At 47.1% G+C, this 16,485-nt stretch carries 15 protein-coding genes; 12 read left to right on the top strand and 3 right to left on the bottom strand.

Translation table 11 applies throughout. The features are described from left to right. Positions 1 to 263: 263 nt before the first annotated feature. On the top strand, positions 264 to 578 hold the full coding sequence (gene trxA / locus EKM87_RS03200) for a thioredoxin (protein WP_125681784.1): 315 nt from the start codon (positions 264 to 266) through the stop codon (positions 576 to 578). A gap of 158 nt (positions 579 to 736) precedes the next feature. On the opposite strand, the gene EKM87_RS03195 is transcribed toward trxA, so the two are convergent. After that, positions 737 to 1,246: a YslB family protein gene (locus tag EKM87_RS03195; RefSeq protein ID WP_191988557.1), complete on the bottom strand. Its 510-nt coding sequence runs from the start codon at positions 1,244 to 1,246 to the stop codon at positions 737 to 739. 188 nt (positions 1,247 to 1,434) lie between these two features. On the opposite strand from EKM87_RS03195, the gene murI reads away from it, so the two are divergent. Genes murI through cbpB form a run of 4 tightly spaced genes read left to right on the top strand, consistent with a single transcriptional unit; the run spans position 1,435 to position 3,897 of the window. Next, on the top strand, positions 1,435 to 2,262 hold the full coding sequence (murI, locus tag EKM87_RS03190) for a glutamate racemase (RefSeq protein WP_125681779.1): 828 nt from the start codon (positions 1,435 to 1,437) through the stop codon (positions 2,260 to 2,262). A gap of 2 nt (positions 2,263 to 2,264) precedes the next feature. Further along, positions 2,265 to 2,864 (top strand): XTP/dITP diphosphatase, encoded by a 600-nt coding sequence (locus tag EKM87_RS03185; protein ID WP_125681777.1) that lies wholly within the window; start codon positions 2,265 to 2,267, stop codon positions 2,862 to 2,864. Between the two features lie 3 nt (positions 2,865 to 2,867). Beyond that, entirely contained in the window at positions 2,868 to 3,386 is a 519-nt protein-coding gene (locus EKM87_RS03180; protein WP_125681775.1) for a YfcE family phosphodiesterase, read from the top strand. Between the two features lie 22 nt (positions 3,387 to 3,408). Further along, positions 3,409 to 3,897 carry a cyclic-di-AMP-binding protein CbpB gene (gene cbpB, locus EKM87_RS03175; RefSeq protein ID WP_125681773.1) on the top strand — a complete coding sequence of 163 codons (489 nt, stop codon included), beginning with the start codon at positions 3,409 to 3,411 and terminating at the stop codon, positions 3,895 to 3,897. Between the two features lie 174 nt (positions 3,898 to 4,071). Here the strand turns inward: cbpB and EKM87_RS03170 are convergent, their stop codons facing one another. Further along, entirely contained in the window at positions 4,072 to 4,941 is an 870-nt protein-coding gene (locus EKM87_RS03170) for a mechanosensitive ion channel family protein (RefSeq protein ID WP_125681771.1), read from the bottom strand. A gap of 164 nt (positions 4,942 to 5,105) precedes the next feature. Between EKM87_RS03170 and EKM87_RS03165 the strand changes: the two genes are divergently transcribed. From EKM87_RS03165 to EKM87_RS03150, 4 genes are all read left to right on the top strand, one after another. Further along, the gene (locus EKM87_RS03165) at positions 5,106 to 5,510 is read left to right on the top strand and encodes a DUF948 domain-containing protein (RefSeq protein WP_125681769.1); all 405 of its coding nucleotides are present in this window, start codon (positions 5,106 to 5,108) and stop codon (positions 5,508 to 5,510) included. Between the two features lie 22 nt (positions 5,511 to 5,532). Continuing rightward, the gene (locus EKM87_RS03160) at positions 5,533 to 5,931 is read left to right on the top strand and encodes a hypothetical protein (RefSeq protein WP_125681767.1); all 399 of its coding nucleotides are present in this window, start codon (positions 5,533 to 5,535) and stop codon (positions 5,929 to 5,931) included. Between the two features lie 234 nt (positions 5,932 to 6,165). Further along, positions 6,166 to 6,486 carry an ArsR/SmtB family transcription factor gene (locus EKM87_RS03155; protein WP_125681765.1) on the top strand — a complete coding sequence of 107 codons (321 nt, stop codon included), beginning with the start codon at positions 6,166 to 6,168 and terminating at the stop codon, positions 6,484 to 6,486. A 78-nt stretch (positions 6,487 to 6,564) separates the two neighbouring features. Continuing rightward, entirely contained in the window at positions 6,565 to 7,860 is a 1,296-nt protein-coding gene (locus tag EKM87_RS03150; protein ID WP_125681763.1) for an arsenic transporter, read from the top strand. Between the two features lie 303 nt (positions 7,861 to 8,163). Here EKM87_RS03150 and EKM87_RS03145 read toward each other — a convergent pair whose 3' ends face one another. Next, a complete protein-coding gene (locus tag EKM87_RS03145) occupies positions 8,164 to 9,261 on the bottom strand; it encodes an aminopeptidase P family protein (RefSeq protein WP_125681762.1) in 1,098 nt (365 codons plus the stop codon). 194 nt (positions 9,262 to 9,455) lie between these two features. Between EKM87_RS03145 and ccpA the strand changes: the two genes are divergently transcribed. From ccpA to EKM87_RS03130, 3 genes are all read left to right on the top strand, one after another. Beyond that, entirely contained in the window at positions 9,456 to 10,457 is a 1,002-nt protein-coding gene (gene ccpA / locus EKM87_RS03140) for a catabolite control protein A (RefSeq protein WP_125681759.1), read from the top strand. Between the two features lie 182 nt (positions 10,458 to 10,639). Next, positions 10,640 to 11,467 (top strand): hypothetical protein, encoded by an 828-nt coding sequence (locus EKM87_RS03135; RefSeq protein WP_125682012.1) that lies wholly within the window; start codon positions 10,640 to 10,642, stop codon positions 11,465 to 11,467. Between the two features lie 350 nt (positions 11,468 to 11,817). Beyond that, positions 11,818 to 16,221: a leucine-rich repeat protein gene (locus EKM87_RS03130; RefSeq protein ID WP_125681757.1), complete on the top strand. Its 4,404-nt coding sequence runs from the start codon at positions 11,818 to 11,820 to the stop codon at positions 16,219 to 16,221. Positions 16,222 to 16,485: the final 264 nt, after the last annotated feature.

Raw genomic sequence — 16,485 nt, 5'->3', positions numbered from 1 at the left:
AGAACTAGTTTTAAAATGATGAGATAAAAAAGGCCGCTGTTGCGGCCTTTTTTTATTTAGGAACTTTAATTACAGGGGCTAATCGCAGATCATTCGGCTGGTTCTGAACTGATAGGTTGAGATGTCTATCAGAGGCTAGCACATTTCAAGGATACGAAAGTTAGTCAGCACTAATAAATTGTAAGCAACTTAGTTGTGATTTCAGAATATTCTGGTAGACTGGAAGCTATAGTAATGATGAATTTTAAGAGGGAGGCAATACAATGGTTTCTGAGACAACTGATAAAACCTTTGAACAGGATACCGCTACTGGTGTTACCCTGACTGACTTTTGGGCAACTTGGTGTGGTCCTTGTCGGATGCAATCACCCGTTGTTGAACAATTAGCTGAAGATATGGACAACGTGACCTTTAACAAGATGGATGTTGATGCTAATCCTAACACGCCACAATCTTTTGGCATTATGAGTATCCCAACCTTACTCGTTAAGAAAGATGGCCAAGTGGTTGACTCCATCGTGGGTTATCACTCAAAAGATCAATTGAAGAAGATTTTAAACCAATACGTTGAAGCTTAAGCACTAACCTGTGGCGCACGTGTTGACGTGAAAACGGAGTTGAGATGGTGTCTCAGCTCCTTTTTTGAACCATTTTGTAAATTCTAAACCACAAAAAAACTGGTCAAGGACCAGTCGTCAGCAATTTTGAATTTTTAATGAAGCCTCAAGTGGGTTACCTATTCGTTCTCAGAATCAGCTGGCCGAACTAACTTCAGGGGTTCTGGAGCGTCATAGTCTGGAATGACGTCATCTGGATCAGTGTATACTTCAAAGGTGACCGCCGTTGCTTGAAGTTTGCGGGGGCTATCGACTAATTCGGCTTCCGTCGCAACGCCGAGTTGTTGCGCCATCATTTCGGCCAGAAAACCAGCCTCCAAAGTAAAGTCGGTTTCACCAGCCACTTGTTTTCTAAGCTTGACAGGTTCTCCGGCCAGTTGCCAGCGGGTCATCTGCACAGTTTGTTTGACCAAAGTTAGTTCGCCAAAGCCTGCTTGGTTGAAGAAAAGTGCTGCGTCTTTAGGGTTGCTAAGTGGAAAATGACGGGCAAGGGCTTTACCAGCCCAATAGTTGATATCACCCTGGGCGTCACCCAACAATTCGGGTAAGAGGGTGTCCCGCAGTAGCATTTGTGGTAAATAGGCAGCGCCGTTGGTTTCACCCATAACGGTTTGATATAAATTTTTCACGATGGTTGGCTCCTTCATCCGAATAGATTCTAATTATATTATACCGTATATTTTTAGGGAAGTTGGACTGTCAGAAAATTTAACTATTTTTTAGTTGTCAGAGGTGTTTTGGCTGACTCGAAACTTGAAAACGATGCCTAAAAAGGCGATAATGTAGTTTCAAGTAATTCGAGAAGGAGCGTTGATTCATGCAAAAAGATCCAATTGGACTGATGGATTCAGGAGTCGGCGGCTTAACGGTTTTAAAGGAAGTTCAGCGACTCATGCCGAACGAGAATACGGTATTTCTAGGGGACCAAGCACGATTGCCATATGGGCCACGGCCGGTGGCGGAAGTCACGACCTTTACCCGGCAAATTGCCAGCTACTTAAAACAACGGGCAAATATTAAAATGTTGATCATCGCCTGCAATACTGCAACCGCAGCGGCGTTACCGCAGATACAACAGGAATTTTCTTTTCCGGTGGTGGGTGTCATTGCTCCCGGTGCACAGGCGGCGGTTACGACCACTAAGAACCATCGAATTGGCGTGATTGCCACTGAAGGGACGGTCAAGAGTGATCAGTATCGCCAAGATATTTTAAACACGGATGCGCAGGCAGTCGTGAAGAGTGCTGCTTGCCCGGCAATGGTAACGCTAGCTGAACAGAATGATTTAACCTCGTCGCACGCACTAAAAGTGGTCAGTGAGAGTTTAGCTTCGTTACGCGGCCAGCGGTTGGATACGCTGGTGATGGGTTGCACGCATTACCCATTATTAGCGGGGGTGATTCAGCAAGCAATCGGGGCCGGCGTGACGTTGGTTGATCCCGGAATGGCGACCGCCCAGCGAGCGCAACAGATTTTGGCCGAGCAACATCTGACTAATACGGACCATGATGCCGTAGCGGCGGCTTACTGGACCACTGGCAATGCCCAGCAGTTTGACGAGTTAGCTACCGATTGGTTGGGTATGGCAGTGCACGCTCAACACTTACCAGTTGCAGAGTTAGCGCGCTTAACGGAGGAGAACTAACCATGGAAAATACAATCGTGATTGCCACCAATAATGCTGGAAAAGCGCGAGAATTTCGTGCCATTTTTGAGCCCAAGGGTCTGACGGTCAAGACATTGGCAGACTTTCCGAATCTTGTTCAGGTTCAAGAGACTGGAACGACTTTTACTGAAAATGCAAGGTTGAAGGCAACGGCGGTGGCTCACGCGACGCAGTTACCGGTGTTGGCTGATGATTCTGGTTTAATGGTGGATGCGCTAAACGGCGAACCCGGCATTTATTCGGCCAGATACGCTGGTGATCATGATGATACGAAAAATAATGAGAAACTATTAGCTAATCTAGCTGATGTCCCTGCTGAAAAGCGGACGGCGGCCTTTCACACCTCATTGGTGTTGGTTAAGCCCAATGGTCAGCAATTGGTGAGCACCGGGGAAGTCCGCGGTCAGATTCTCACGGCTCCACGTGGCACGGATGGTTTTGGTTACGATCCCTTGTTCTACGTCCCCGCTGAGGGACAGACCTTCGCTGAGATGAGTTTGGCAAAGAAGAATCAACACAGTCACCGGGCTAAGGCGACCGCAGCAATGTTGCCTCAGTTTGATGCCTGGTGGGAGGCCTAAGTGATGACGAAATGGTTAGTGGTCAGTGATAATCATGGTGATCGAGATGTTCTGGTGCGTCTGAAAACAGCGTTACAACCAGATACGATTTTTCACTGTGGTGATTCTGAAATGGCGGCGGATGATTCTTGGTTTAAGGACGTCTATGCGGTTCAAGGAAACATGGATTTTGGTAGCACGTTACCGATGGTGGAAACACCGTTAGTTGATGGTTGGCGGGTACTTCTGACGCATGGTCATCATGATGACGTGAATTGGGACCTAACCAAGTTAAAATTACGGGCGGATCAAGAGGAAGCGGCTTTTGTATTTTACGGCCACACGCATCAGTTAGCCGTTGACCAGGTGGGTGGCCACATTTTCGTCAATCCTGGTAGTATTAGTCAGCCACGTGGGGAGTATGAACGCCTCGGTGGGACGTGTGCTTTGATTACGTTAACCGCTACAACTTGGACGATTCAATACTATAATCGCAAAGCTCAACCCGTTTCAGATTTAACGTTTACTTTTAACCACGCTTAGTTGTAGAAAGGATGAGACTCCCATGATTGACCCTGCTGTTGCGCGCATGCTACGTAATGATCCGAAGAGCTATGTGATTTCCGCCGACATTGTTGCGAATGTGACTGCGACAAATACGTTGGAACACGCCTTTATGGTCCTGTCGAAAGTGGGCTACAGCCGGATTCCCGTGTTGGATGCGGACGACCACCTGCAGGGGATGATCTCCTTGGCGGTGATTACGGATAAGCTCTTGCACGTTCCGGGCGCCGCGGTTGATCAGTTGAGCAATTATACAGTCGCTGATGTTATGCTGCCGGTAGAGCACTGGGTTGATGATCCGACCAAACTCGAAACTATCTTAAACTATATGATTAACGAACCGTTTATTCCACTGGTAGATGAGCATAAAGTCTTCCAGGGAATCATCACACGGCGTGAAATTTTAAAGCGGATTAACTACTTAGCACATAACTTAGCAAACTATTATGAAGTTACACCACGAAAAACAGTGGTGGAGGAAAACAAGTGAAGTTGGTAGGTCAGAGTTTTATGGTTTTGAAATTCTTAGATTACTGAAGGAAAAGCGAGTAAGTTAAATTCTGAAATTCTGAACAACTAATCACCAAAAACACCTGAGGCAATGGCCGGTTCCGACCAACGTCTCAGGTGTTTTATTTGGTATCTATGGTTGCCGATTGAAAGATTACTTGCTGGGAGTGGCAGTGTGCGTGGGCAATTGAATGCCAGCCGTCCGAATCGCTTTTAGATACGCGGTCAGAAAGGTGGCTTGTAGAGCGTACTGGCTACCACTCTTAGCGACGACAATCACTTGGTAGACCAGTTCCCCAGTAGGGAGGGTAACAACGCCAATCAAGGCTGGATCGCCGATGATGTTAGGGTGGTCAGGCTTGAGATAATCGTTTACGTCACGAATGATACCAGGCAATTGTTCGACTGGAGTGGTAGACGCAATGGGAATGTTGACGGTCGCCCGCATGTCATTACGGGAGCGGTTGGAGATGATGGTAATGTTGCGGTTAGGAATGAAGTTCACAGTGCCATCAGCGCTGGTAACCTGCGTGGTTCGTAGGCCCATGGCGGTAACGGTGCCTTCAATCGTACCAATCTGAACAGTATCACCTACGTCGAGTTGCTGTTCAAATAAGATAGAAATTCCTGTCACTAGATCGCTCACAAAGCCTTGAGCGCCGAGACCTAAAGCTAAACTGAAGATTCCGGCACCGGCAATTAACGTGCCAACAGGTACGCCCAAAGTGGAAAGAAGTGCGTAGATCCAGAAGAACAAAACCGTGTAGTGAAAGATGTTCATCGAAAGCATACTAATGGTTTGTAGGCGATTGCTGGGGCCGGATTTCGGGACCAGGTAGCGCTTGAAACTGCGGTTCAGAATCCATTTACCCACAATGTTGATCACTAGGAATAGCAGGGTTAAAAAGAGCAGTGAGAGAAACCGACTTGTAATCAGGTGCAGAAATTTTTCCCAGTCAAACGAATTGATGTAGTTTTGAAGCCACTTAGACGAGGTGGCAGTGGAAGTAACTAGGGCCGTCAAGGGACGAGCCTCCTTTGAAAAAGATTATGTTCCCAGTTTAGCAGATTTTAGCGGGAGTGCCCACAGCTCAGGGAGAAAACACACGTGAATTAAGGGTTTTAATTGCGTGTCGTCCGTGAGAATGCTATTCTATTGGTAAGTAACGAGTACAAGGAGGGGTTGTCATGACCGGTGGACAAGTAGCGGGCCTGATTGCAGCAATTGCGTTTCTAATCTTGGTTCTCTTCATTGGCATGTTCTTAGTAAAAATGAATAAAACGTTGAGTGAGGTTAACCGCTCAATGAAAACGATGACATCGGACGTTGACGTAATTAGTCATCAAGCCGAAGACATTATGGCGAATGCCAACGAGTTGTTGGAGGATGTTAACAAGAAGGTTGCAACCATTGATCCGGTCTTCCAAGCTGCTGCCGATTTGGGCGAGAGTGTGTCCGACTTAAACACTGCAACCCGTAACCTGACTGAACGCGTGAGTGACACTGCGAAGACGACGGCCAAAACGTCCTTGGCTGCGCGAGTTGGTAAGACCGCGTTTGATTTATACAAGAATCATAAGAATAAAGATTAATCACGGAAAGGGAGTCATGAGAATGGCAAAACACAAGCTCTTAGCAGGATTATTATTGGGTGGGGTTGCTTATGCAGCATATCACGCCATGGATTTGGAACAACGTGAAGCCTTAAAGGATGCCGCTCGTGACCGGTACAACACCTTAAAGGATCGGGCCGTAGATTACGCCTTCTATGCCGCCGATGCTGTCGATGATTTCAAGGAAACCATTGATGACCATTTGGCTGGCAAGGACGACGCACCGGCTTGGCAAAGCGCTGCAGCGGATGAAACGAGTAACGATGCCGATGACGATATCGTTTTAAGTAGCAATGAAGTTGCTGACTTACCAGATGAGGAGGCAGCCGATTCAGCTAGTAGCGAAGCTGACCAGCCAGCGGCTGCTAGCGACGATTCAGCCAGTGACCAACCTGTTTAAGTAAATGTTGTTAATTGCCGCGATGAGAATCGCGGCTTTTTGTTGTTTAATCACCGTTCTTCCCACAGCAGCTAGCGTTCCTGCGTAAGCACCAAACTAGACAATTTAAATCAGTGGTAAATTTACCAAAAGAGAATATCGCTAAACAGCTATCAAATTGCTCTTGAATTTATATAGATACTTATCTATACTTTGATACATAGATAAGTATCTATATATTGAGGAGGGGAAATGTTGAACTATGCAGCGTATGCTCAAGTCATTAAGGCAATGGCTGATGAAAACCGACTTAAAATTATTGATTTATTATCTTGTGGGACAATGTGTGCCTGTGAGATTTTAAAAAATTTTGACTTTACGCAGCCAACACTTTCTCATCATATGAAAGTTCTCCAGACTGCCGGAATTGTCAGCGCTGTTAAGAAAGGGCGTTGGCAGTACTATACACTGCTGCCGGAATTTACAACTGAGTTTTCTGAGTTTATCAAGCAGTTGTTGCGGGACAGTCATGAGTGTGTGTGTCACAGTGATTCGAGTTGTTCTAGGCCTGACTAGACAAATTAGATTACCTAATTTATCTAGTTTTGATGGAATGGATTCAAAGTATAATTTGAAGGTTGTAGGTGGCGTTTTGTGCTAGTTATTTGGTCAAGCTTGATTTTTGTTGTGACACTAATATTGGTTATTTGGCAACCGCGGGGATTATCAATCGGGTGGTCTGCCACGGGTGGTGCTGTTTTAGCACTATTGTTTGGGGTTGTTTCATTCAAGGACGTTGGAACGGTTACTGGGATTGTCTGGAATGCCACATTGTCTTTCGTCGCAATCATTTTGATTTCATTAATTTTAGATCAGATTGGTTTCTTTGAGTGGGCTGCTTTACATATGGCGCGTTTGGCGCACGGCAAAGGGGTAACGATGTTTATTCTGATTGCTGTTTTGGGGGCTGTGGTGGCCGCACTGTTTGCTAACGACGGTGCAGCTTTGATTTTAACGCCAATTGTTCTATCGATGGTTCGGGCTTTGAAATTTGATGATCGAAAAATTTTCCCGTTTATCATCGCGAGTGGATTTATTGCGGATGCAACATCTTTGCCGCTGGTGGTAAGTAACCTAGTGAATATTGTATCGGCAGACTTTTTTGGACTATCATTCTCTGAGTATGCACTGCGAATGTGGTTACCTGATCTTTTTTCTTTAGGGGCAAGTATTCTGATCTTATATTTGTATTTCCGAAAGGCAATCCCAAAGGAGTTTGAAGGGCGGCACTTGCCAGAGCCACAAAGCGTGATTAAGGATTTACGGTTGTTCCATTTGTCATGGGTTGTGTTGGCTACCTTGCTAGTTGGCTACTTTCTAAGTAGTTTTCTGAAAACGCCAGTGTCGTTGATTGCGTTACCAATTGCTGCAATTTTCTTAGTCTTGGCGCAACGAAGTCCTCAGATTGATGCCAAGGCTGCCGTTAAGGGCGCCCCTTGGAATATTGTGGTATTTTCTATCGGAATGTACGTCGTGGTATATGGTCTTCAGAACGCCGGGTTAACCAGTATCTTAGCAAGTGCTATCCAACAGATGGCTCACTGGGGAAGGTTAGGCGCTACGTTAGGGATGGGATACTTGGCGGCCTTCCTTTCGTCCGTAATGAATAATATGCCAACAGTTATGATTAATGCGTTATCGATTCAAGACAGTAATACAGTCGGTCTCTTGCATAAGAGTTTAGTTCTGGCTAACGTGGTGGGCTCTGATTTAGGACCCAAGATTACACCGATTGGGTCGTTGGCAACGTTAGTTTGGCTACACGTGTTGGATCAGAAGGGAATAAAAATTAAATGGGGAACTTATTTTAAGATTGGAATCACGGTGACGTTACCGGTTCTGCTGGTTACGTTGTTAGGCCTATATCTCTCATTGTCTATTTTCCACTAGATTTTAAGATTGAAAGTCTCAAAGGTTAGCCAAACCTGACATAGCAACGATATTGGTAAAGAATTAGGCGGGCAAGAATTTGGCCATCAAATAGGGGCTAGAACAGTGAGAACCTGGCACTGGGTCTTAAAACTCACGAACTGTTATATTTGATCTGTTACTGAGCTAAAGAAAAATCGGGTCTGGGATAAAACGCCAGGCCCTTTTTAGCATCTTCGAACTTATATTGCTGAAACAATTCGGAGATGGACTCAAAAAAACTTCCTCTACAGAAAGATGTAGAGGAAGTCACGGTGTCAGTGGTTAGCCAACGTAAGTTAATTCTTTAGATGTGTGGGTGAACGGCAAGCTACCGTCTGCTGTTACGTGAATGCAATCTTCAATCCGGACACCGGCGACACCAGGAATGTAGATACCAGGTTCAATTGAAAAGCACATACCGGGTTCCAGTACCAAGTCGTTTCCAGCCATGATGGATGGGAATTCGTGATCACTCATTCCCATACCGTGACCAGTCCGATGAATGAAGTATTCACCGTAACCAGCTTTGGTGATGATATCACGGGCAATTTTGTCAACGTCTGCGGCGGTCATCCCGGGTTTTACCGCTGCTTGAGCGGTGACTTGGGCTTCCAAGCAAACGGCGTAGATTTCTTTTTCCTTGGCCGTTGGTGTACCTAGGGCTACCGTCCGGGAGGCATCGGAGATGTAACCATCGTAGACGGTTCCCAAGTCAAACAAAATGAGTTCGTTGTTCTCAAATTTCGTATCGTTGGTTGCCCCGTGGGGTTCAGCGGCGTGGGCACCGGCTTGGACCAAACTCCCGAAGGACATTTCCATGATGCCTTCCTTCATTAGAGCATATTGGAGTTCAGCAACGGCGGATTGTTCCGTCTTGCCAGCTTTAACGGCTGCAAAACCGTGTTCAAAAGCAAAGTCGTCCCATTTACCGGCAATTTCCAACTTCTTGATTTCATCGGCCGATTTGATTAACCGCGTGTGGTCAATGAAGCTGGTGATATCGAGGTCAAATTGTGGGTTCGTGAATTGAGCGGCCAGGGCTTCCATCCGGGCAACTTGCAGTTGGCCCTTTTCGAGGGCGATGTGGTCGGGATTCACGTGGCGAGCCTTAATCTGGTCCGCAATCATGGCCCAAGGATCTTCATGGTCTAAGTAACCGATAACGGGGAAGGCCCAACCGGTCTGTTTAATGACTTCAACTTCTAGGGCTGGTGCAAAGATAAATGGTTCTTGATCCGGGAAGATGACGAGTGCCAGGACCCGTTCAATCGGGTCACTCCCAAATCCAGTGAGGTACTGGATGGTCTTGGGATTGCTGAGATAGGTAAAGCTAGCGTGGTGTTCTGCTGTCCATTGCTGAATCTGTTCGAGTTTTGTCATTCAATCACCCCTTAAAATTATGAGTTAATTATAGCATATGAGATGGTCAGCCTTGAAAATTACGTGAAATTAAGGTATTCTTTGATATGAAAGCGTTTTCAGTTGTTGCGTGAAAGTCCAGCTTTCTGTATACTGGTCAAGTTGCTTGAAAACGAATGAAAACATATTAAAACAAGGAAGAAAGGGCTATCGCTATGGAAAAACAAACTGTAACAATTTATGATGTAGCGCGTGAAGCAGCGGTCTCAATGGCCACGGTTTCGCGAGTTGTCAATGGAAATCCCAACGTTAAGCCGGCGACGCGGAAGAAAGTTTTGGAAGTTATTGATCGGTTGGACTACCGACCAAACGCCGTTGCACGGGGGCTGGCTTCAAAGAAGACGACCACGGTTGGGGTAATCATTCCCGACGTGACAAACGCTTACTTCTCCTCACTCGCACGAGGAATTGATGACATCGCCATGATGTATAAATATAATATTATCTTGACTAACTCCGATGAAAACGGGGGTAAAGAGGTTCAAGTCTTGAACACCTTAATGGCCAAGCAGGTGGATGGTATCATCTTTATGGGGAACCAAGTGACCGATGAATTGCGGGAAGAATTCCGTCGTTCAAAGGCCCCAGTTGTGTTAGCTGGTTCCGTGGATGAGGAAAAGGTACAACCTAGCGTGAACATCGATTACGTTGCTGCGGTAGCTGAAGCTGTTAAAAACTTGATCGACCACGGGAATCAAAAAGTGGCCTTTGTTTCTGGTTCTATGGATCAGGCCATCAACCACGACTATCGGTTGAAGGGGTATAAGAAGGCGCTGAAGGATGCTGGTATTGCCTACGATGACAAGTTGGTCTTTGAGACTGATTACACGTATAAGGCGGGCCAATCTTTGGAACCAGCCTTATCCGCTGCTGGCGCTACGGCAGCGTTTGTCGGTGACGACGAATTAGCTGCGGGTGTGATGAACGGGTTAACCGACGCTGGGGTAAAAGTTCCAGAAGAATTTGAAGTCATCACAAGCAATGACACGAAGCTGACGGAATTAGTGCGGCCTAAGATGAGTTCCATTACGCAACCATTGTATGATATTGGTGCCGTAGCCATGCGGCTGTTAACGAAACTTATGAACAGTGAAGCGGTTGAAGAAAACACCGTTATTTTACCTTATGGGTTAATGAAGCGGAGTTCAACGAAGTAGCTGAATTTATGAAAAACGTTGTCGTGAAAGCGACAGCGTTTTTTTAAATGACCCAATAGTTTGACATGAAAGTCAGTTGAAAAAGTATAAATTTTCATGTGATTAAGGCGTGCTTAAACTTAATGGCGGGCGAGTATGATAAAATAATGGATAATCAATTTATGAAGAGGGAGGTGCTGAGTTTGGAAACACAGAGTCGAATGTCTTGTTACCATTCCGATGAGGAACCAGAGGCGCCTCAGCAATCAGCGCCCACCGAAAGCTATCAGCGAAGGCCAGGGCTGGCTCGGTGGCTGGCACTATTATTTGCTATCCTAACGATTACATTGGGACTACGGTTTACCGCTTTTAACGCTACGTACACGGCGGGAGTTGTTTCCCGGTCTTCAGTTGGTGAGAAAATTATTAATCGCTTAAACGATAATTTAGATAGTTACGGGGTGAGTGGCAGTCCAGTGACGACGAGTGTTGCAGAGCCCTTCATTGCTCAAGGGGTTGAACGCCTATACGGTCAAGCCGTGACCGCAATTGATACCACTGACCTGGCGACAGCCATTAAAACGCAGGCTGCTCAGACTGGTGTCACGGCGAGCGATAAGTTTATTAATCGGGTCAGTCAAGATGCCCAAAAGCAAACCAAATCGACCTTAAATGCTAGCGCGATGATGGCTGCGATGACCAAAGTCCAGTTAGCTCGGCGTGTGAACTACTGGTTAATGTTAGCGAGCGCATTGCTGGCGGTTGTGACGTTGATCTACGCAGTTGGCATGCATCATTTTCTTGGGAGTTTGGGTCCTGGATTGACCCTGGGTGGTTTTCTGGCAGGGGTGGTCAGTATCGGTGGCTTCTTCTTTGCTCCGTTTGCGATTACCTCGACCAGTGGCTTAGCTACAACCCTCATGACGACGGTCGCTCGTAGTGGTCTTAGCGTGGTCATTTTCATTGGCGTTACTGAGGTCGTTTTAGGCCTATTAGTCATGCTGGGGCATCGCACATTCCGACGTGAATAGTTAGGTTGCACATATAATAGGAAATAACCGTTAAAAAGTTCACCCCTTGAGCAGTTAGTTAAGGGGTGAATTTTTTTGTGTTTACGAATATTTTTGGTATTTATTGATTGACCCTCGCGCTCGCTGGTAATATTATATGAATCAAGGGTTTAATGAGTAAACGTAAATTTGATAGATTTAGTCGGCTATTTGGTAATGTTTAGAGACTAACTTGGTTGCACAAATGACATTTAGTTGCACTCGGGGATTAAGGTATTAAAATGCCAAGTTGAGGAACATAAACCGTTGATCCGAAATTAGGAAATGTTTAGGGGACTGGCTAGCCCGCTTTTGAGAGGAGCAAATCAACGATGCAAGAGAAACGGCACTTTAAAATGTACAAGGATGGCAAGCACTGGGTCTTTGCAGCTATCACAGTGGCAACAATTGGCTTAGGGACACTTGCCGGGCAGGATGCCTTAGCTCATGCCGACACGACATCGGCTGGTGCAACTAGTGGTCAAACAACAGCTGAGTCTTCAGAAAATGATAGTCAACAACAAACATTAAAAACCACAATAGCGTCCGAGTCAGCAACTAGTGATCAGGATCAATCTGATTCTAAAGTTACCGGTGAGACTAGCACCGACAATGGGACTCAGGTTAGTTCAGATACCCATGATCAGTCGAAGACAGAGGCGTCTGGGGAACAGGCTAATAGTGTTGGTACTGGGGCTAACGGTGAGTCAGTAACTGGTGATAATCAGCTCACTGATGGGACAGGTTCCGGTAACGGTGTAACTAACGGTTCTGATGCTGAAACGTCGGATAATGCCGCTTTAGACCAGTCATCAACCGGACACACTGGAACGTCTGCTAATGATGGCATCACCGGAGTAGATACAGGAAATGGTGCGGGGACTGATGATAAGCGAACCGGAGACGGTGCACAGATCAATGATGTACCTGGCGAGGCGGCTTTGACGAAAGTAATGGCCGTCAAGGCGGCCATTATGCCGACCGACTATACGGACAACAATTTTCAATTCACCATCAATGATGATGGTACCGCCACACTGACCAGCCTTGTGAATGTCAATGATTCAGCCACATTGGTGGTTCCCACGACTGTTAGTCGTACTGAGAATAACGTGACGACCAACTATGCTGTAACGGCAATTGGTAGTGGAGCCTTTGCGGCTGGCGGTGGAAAAATGGCTAACGTCACCAAAATCGTGATTGGTGACGGCATTAAGACCATTGGTGACAACGCTTTTGCATACAATCAGGATCTTCAAGTGGTGGACTTAAGCGAAAATCATTCGTTGGAAACGATTGGCTTTCAAGCCTTTGTTGACACGGGGCTAACAGCACTTACATTGCCGGCCACTGTCACAAGTATTGGTGGCAATGCATTTCTAGGTACTAAAATTGCTAGTCTGACATTGCCTGCCAGCTTAACCAGTATTGGTGAAGGTGCATTCATGTACGTTCCGTTGACAACATTAGACTTAAGTGCCGCAACCAATCTTCAAAGCATTGGTAAACAGGCTTTCTTTAGCAGTCAACTGACTGGCTTGACGCTCCCCGACAGCGTGACAAGTATTGGGGATCAGGCGTTTGAGTATAACAACAACCTAACCAACGTTAAATTGCCTGCCAATCTCACCTCAATTGGGGCGAGTGCCTTCGCCAAGGACGAAAAATTAACGACCGTAGATTTCTCAGCGGCAACGCAATTGGATACGATTGGAGTTGGGGCATTCGCTGGTGCTAATTTGACGACCTTAACGTTGCCCAGTGCTGCGGTAATTGGTGCTGGGGCGTTCGCCGGGAATCAAGCCTTAACGACGGTGACCTTCGGAAATGGTGTCCAATCTATTGGTGACTCGGCCTTCTCCGGATACACTGCTCCCGACGGTTCCTACGTGGTGGGTAATGACACAGCCTTAACGACAGTTACACTGGGGAGTAACGTGACTTCCATTGGCGATAGTACTTTTGCTGGTGCGGCCGCTTTGGCTTCGCTGACCATTCCTAGTGATAGCCATTTGACGACAATCGGGAATAATGGATTTTATGCGTCCGGCTTAACGGCTGTTCAGCTTCCAGCTAATCTGACATCAATTGGTGATGGGGCTTTTGAGTCTAACCTCAGCTTGGCCGACGTAATCTTTGCGGGGGGCGAGGCTGACGCTGATTTGACGATCGGTGCAAATGCCTTTGCCTATGACGGCCATCTCATTACGTTGAATTTGCCAGCGAATCTGCTGGTTATCGGCAGTGGTGCCTTCACTGCCGATAACTTGAAGGATGCCGATGGGAACACGGTTGGTGGCCTGACGACTGTGACATTTGCTGAGGGCAGCCGGTTGACCACTGTGAGCAACAATGCCTTTATTTATGATTCCGTTCTAAACGACATTACATTGCCGGATACGGTCACAACGATTGGTAACCAAGCCTTCTTAGCTAATTCGGCATTGACAAGCTTTGTCTTGCCGGCCAGTCTTCAGAGCATTGGGGCCAATGCCTTCACCTACGATGATGCACTCACAACGGTTGATACCAGCAAAGCCGCGAATCTGACGACGATTGGCAACGGGGCGTTTGAATATTCTGGGGTCGAAAGCTCTGGTCAAACGGACGCAGATGGTAATCCGCTCTTTGTTCTGCCTGATGGTGTTACGTCCATTGGCAACTATGCCTTTGCCGGGAGCCACCTAGAGAACGTTGTGTTAAACAAGGGCTTAACATCAATTGGCGAGGGAGCCTTTACCTATAATGAATTGAGTGGCAGCTTGGACCTTCCAAGTACGGTCACCTCAGTTGACGCCAAGGCCTTCTATGGGAACCAACTCAACGGCGTAACGGTCCCCGCTGGCGCCACGGTTGGAACGGATGCTTTCAGCTACAACCGAATCACGCAATTGCACACGGGTGTGGGTGATAGTTCGCTGGCAATGAACCAGTACGCCGCTTATTTCGGCAATTCGAGTAGCGTGACGATCGACACCTTGTTCGACACCCAGGTGGGTCGTTTGACGAACAAGGACTTGGTGGTGACGTCATTGACTAACGGTGTCACGTATAATCCCGCTCTCGGGACATTTAATATTCCAGATCAAACGGCTAATTTCCGGTTCGACTGGTCCTTAACGGATGATCTGGGTGTGACTTACGCCGGGGCCTACCAAGTCGTTCTGAACGATCCGAAAATTAAAGTGGTGGATGGTCAGGCTTGGTACAAGGATAACTGGACACCGGAATCAAACTTTGTGAGCGCAGAATTGCAAGATGGTACTAGTTTGAAGTACAGTGATTTAACGGTCACGGTCAAGACCGCTGCTGGTGAGCCTATTGATGCCGACCTAGTTACGCAAGCACCAGGTGTTTACCAGGTTACCTACATGTATCAGGGTGACACGAAGAATGCCCAGACGATTACATTGACGGTTTCCAAGCGTAAGGGAACGTATACCTTAACTGGGAATCAAGAGGTGATCTACAATGGTGAGACACCAACGTTGAAGGCTAGCAATTATCAAATTACCATGTCCGACGGATTTGTCTACACCTTGAAGGATGGCGACTTAGAGTTAGTGCCAACGAATGATACGAATGCCAATAATCTTCTGGATTCCGTAGGGGCAACGGCAATGAGTAGCGTCCCTAACGTTGGCATCTATCAAGTAGTGCTCGACCCAGACGCCATTGCGCGGGTTCAAAGTGAAGCAGATGCGGCCGACCTCTTTGATTGGACGGAGAAAGATTCAAATGCAACACTGAGTATTGTTCCAGCCAACTTTACGGTAACTATGAATGATGACGGAGCGACCAAGGTGGCCGGAACTGCTGACCCTGTGCCAACCTTTACGATCACCGACGACAGCGATGCGACCGGAACGCCATTGGCCGACTTCCCGTTGACCGTGTCATATACACGGGTGGCTGGTGAAAAGGTCGGGACGTATGCTTACACGTTGTCAGTTCCTGCCAGTGCTAATTACAACGTCACCTACGTGCCGGCTAGTCTGACAATTACGCCAGCTGAAGTGACCTTGACTGGGAAGGACGGCACGATCACAGTGGGCGATGCCACACCAACGGCCAGTGTCTTTGGGGCGACCGCTACTGATGAGAACGCGCTGGCCGTATCAGCTAATCAGATTGCGGTGGACTTGCAGGGAGCAGATTTGACCGTTCCTGGGACCTATCCCGTCAAGTTAAGCTTTGGGGGGCAAACGATTACCGTAAACCTGACCGTTAAGCCAGCTTCAACCGGTGGTAACGGGAATGGTAATGGGGGTTCCGGCGACAATGGTTCGGGGACAGTTGATCCCACTGATCCCGTAGATCCCACTGACCCAGTGGACCCAATTAAGCCGGACGACAAGGATAAAGAACACGTCGTTAGTGATCAGGACGTGCGGTACCCTAGTTCAGCGATTAAGCCAACCCAAAAAGTACAAAAGTCGATTGACCAGTACTTGCAGGTTCACGATGGTGGCTCAGCAGCTATGATTACGCGAGGTACCAGTAACGCCAATCCTGCTACTGGTACCACCGGTGGTATCATGACCGGCGGCGCAGGTGCTACCGTTACTGTTAAAGCGGGTGGGTTCGCAACGGCTCAGTCCCAACCAACTGCTGACAAGCAGGCGACGACAACCTTACCGCAGACGAATGAAGAACGGACGCCTTGGTGGTCCGTTCTCGGATTAGCGTTGGGGAGCTTGAGCCTTGCTGGTTGGCGGAAACGTCGGCACAACTAAATTGATGGTTAAAATCAATTGCTCATTAAAATCTTAAGAAGTCACGAAAGGACTCAGCCATGTTTTGGTTATGGACGAGTCCTTTTTGAGTTGGGTAAATGATGGCTGAGAATGTAAGGGCGATGAAAACGAAGAAAATTAGGATTTAGGCGAAAAGATTAGCAAAAAAACGTTTTCAGGATAAACAAATTACCCCAAATAACTTCTCAATCCGGTCCAATTTGTACGAGGTGTGCAATCCGCTAAAGAGGTGCTATTTATTCA

It is taken from the genome of Levilactobacillus yonginensis, assembly GCF_003946265.1.
Classification (GTDB): domain Bacteria; phylum Bacillota; class Bacilli; order Lactobacillales; family Lactobacillaceae; genus Levilactobacillus; species Levilactobacillus yonginensis.
This window is presented reverse-complemented; position numbering and strand designations above follow the sequence as displayed.

Excerpts from the sequence above, each read along its gene's own strand:
- EKM87_RS03180 (WP_125681775.1), top strand. The coding sequence starts at position 2,868 with ATGACGAAATGGTTAGTGGTCAGTGATAATCATGGTGATCGAGATGTT.
- EKM87_RS03145 (WP_125681762.1), bottom strand. The coding sequence starts at position 9,261 with ATGACAAAACTCGAACAGATTCAGCAATGGACAGCAGAACACCACGCT.
- ccpA (WP_125681759.1), top strand. The coding sequence starts at position 9,456 with ATGGAAAAACAAACTGTAACAATTTATGATGTAGCGCGTGAAGCAGCG.
- trxA (WP_125681784.1), top strand. The coding sequence starts at position 264 with ATGGTTTCTGAGACAACTGATAAAACCTTTGAACAGGATACCGCTACT.
- EKM87_RS03165 (WP_125681769.1), top strand. The coding sequence starts at position 5,106 with ATGACCGGTGGACAAGTAGCGGGCCTGATTGCAGCAATTGCGTTTCTA.
- EKM87_RS03130 (WP_125681757.1), top strand. The coding sequence starts at position 11,818 with ATGCAAGAGAAACGGCACTTTAAAATGTACAAGGATGGCAAGCACTGG.
- EKM87_RS03160 (WP_125681767.1), top strand. The coding sequence starts at position 5,533 with ATGGCAAAACACAAGCTCTTAGCAGGATTATTATTGGGTGGGGTTGCT.
- EKM87_RS03185 (WP_125681777.1), top strand. The coding sequence starts at position 2,265 with ATGGAAAATACAATCGTGATTGCCACCAATAATGCTGGAAAAGCGCGA.
- cbpB (WP_125681773.1), top strand. The coding sequence starts at position 3,409 with ATGATTGACCCTGCTGTTGCGCGCATGCTACGTAATGATCCGAAGAGC.
- murI (WP_125681779.1), top strand. The coding sequence starts at position 1,435 with ATGCAAAAAGATCCAATTGGACTGATGGATTCAGGAGTCGGCGGCTTA.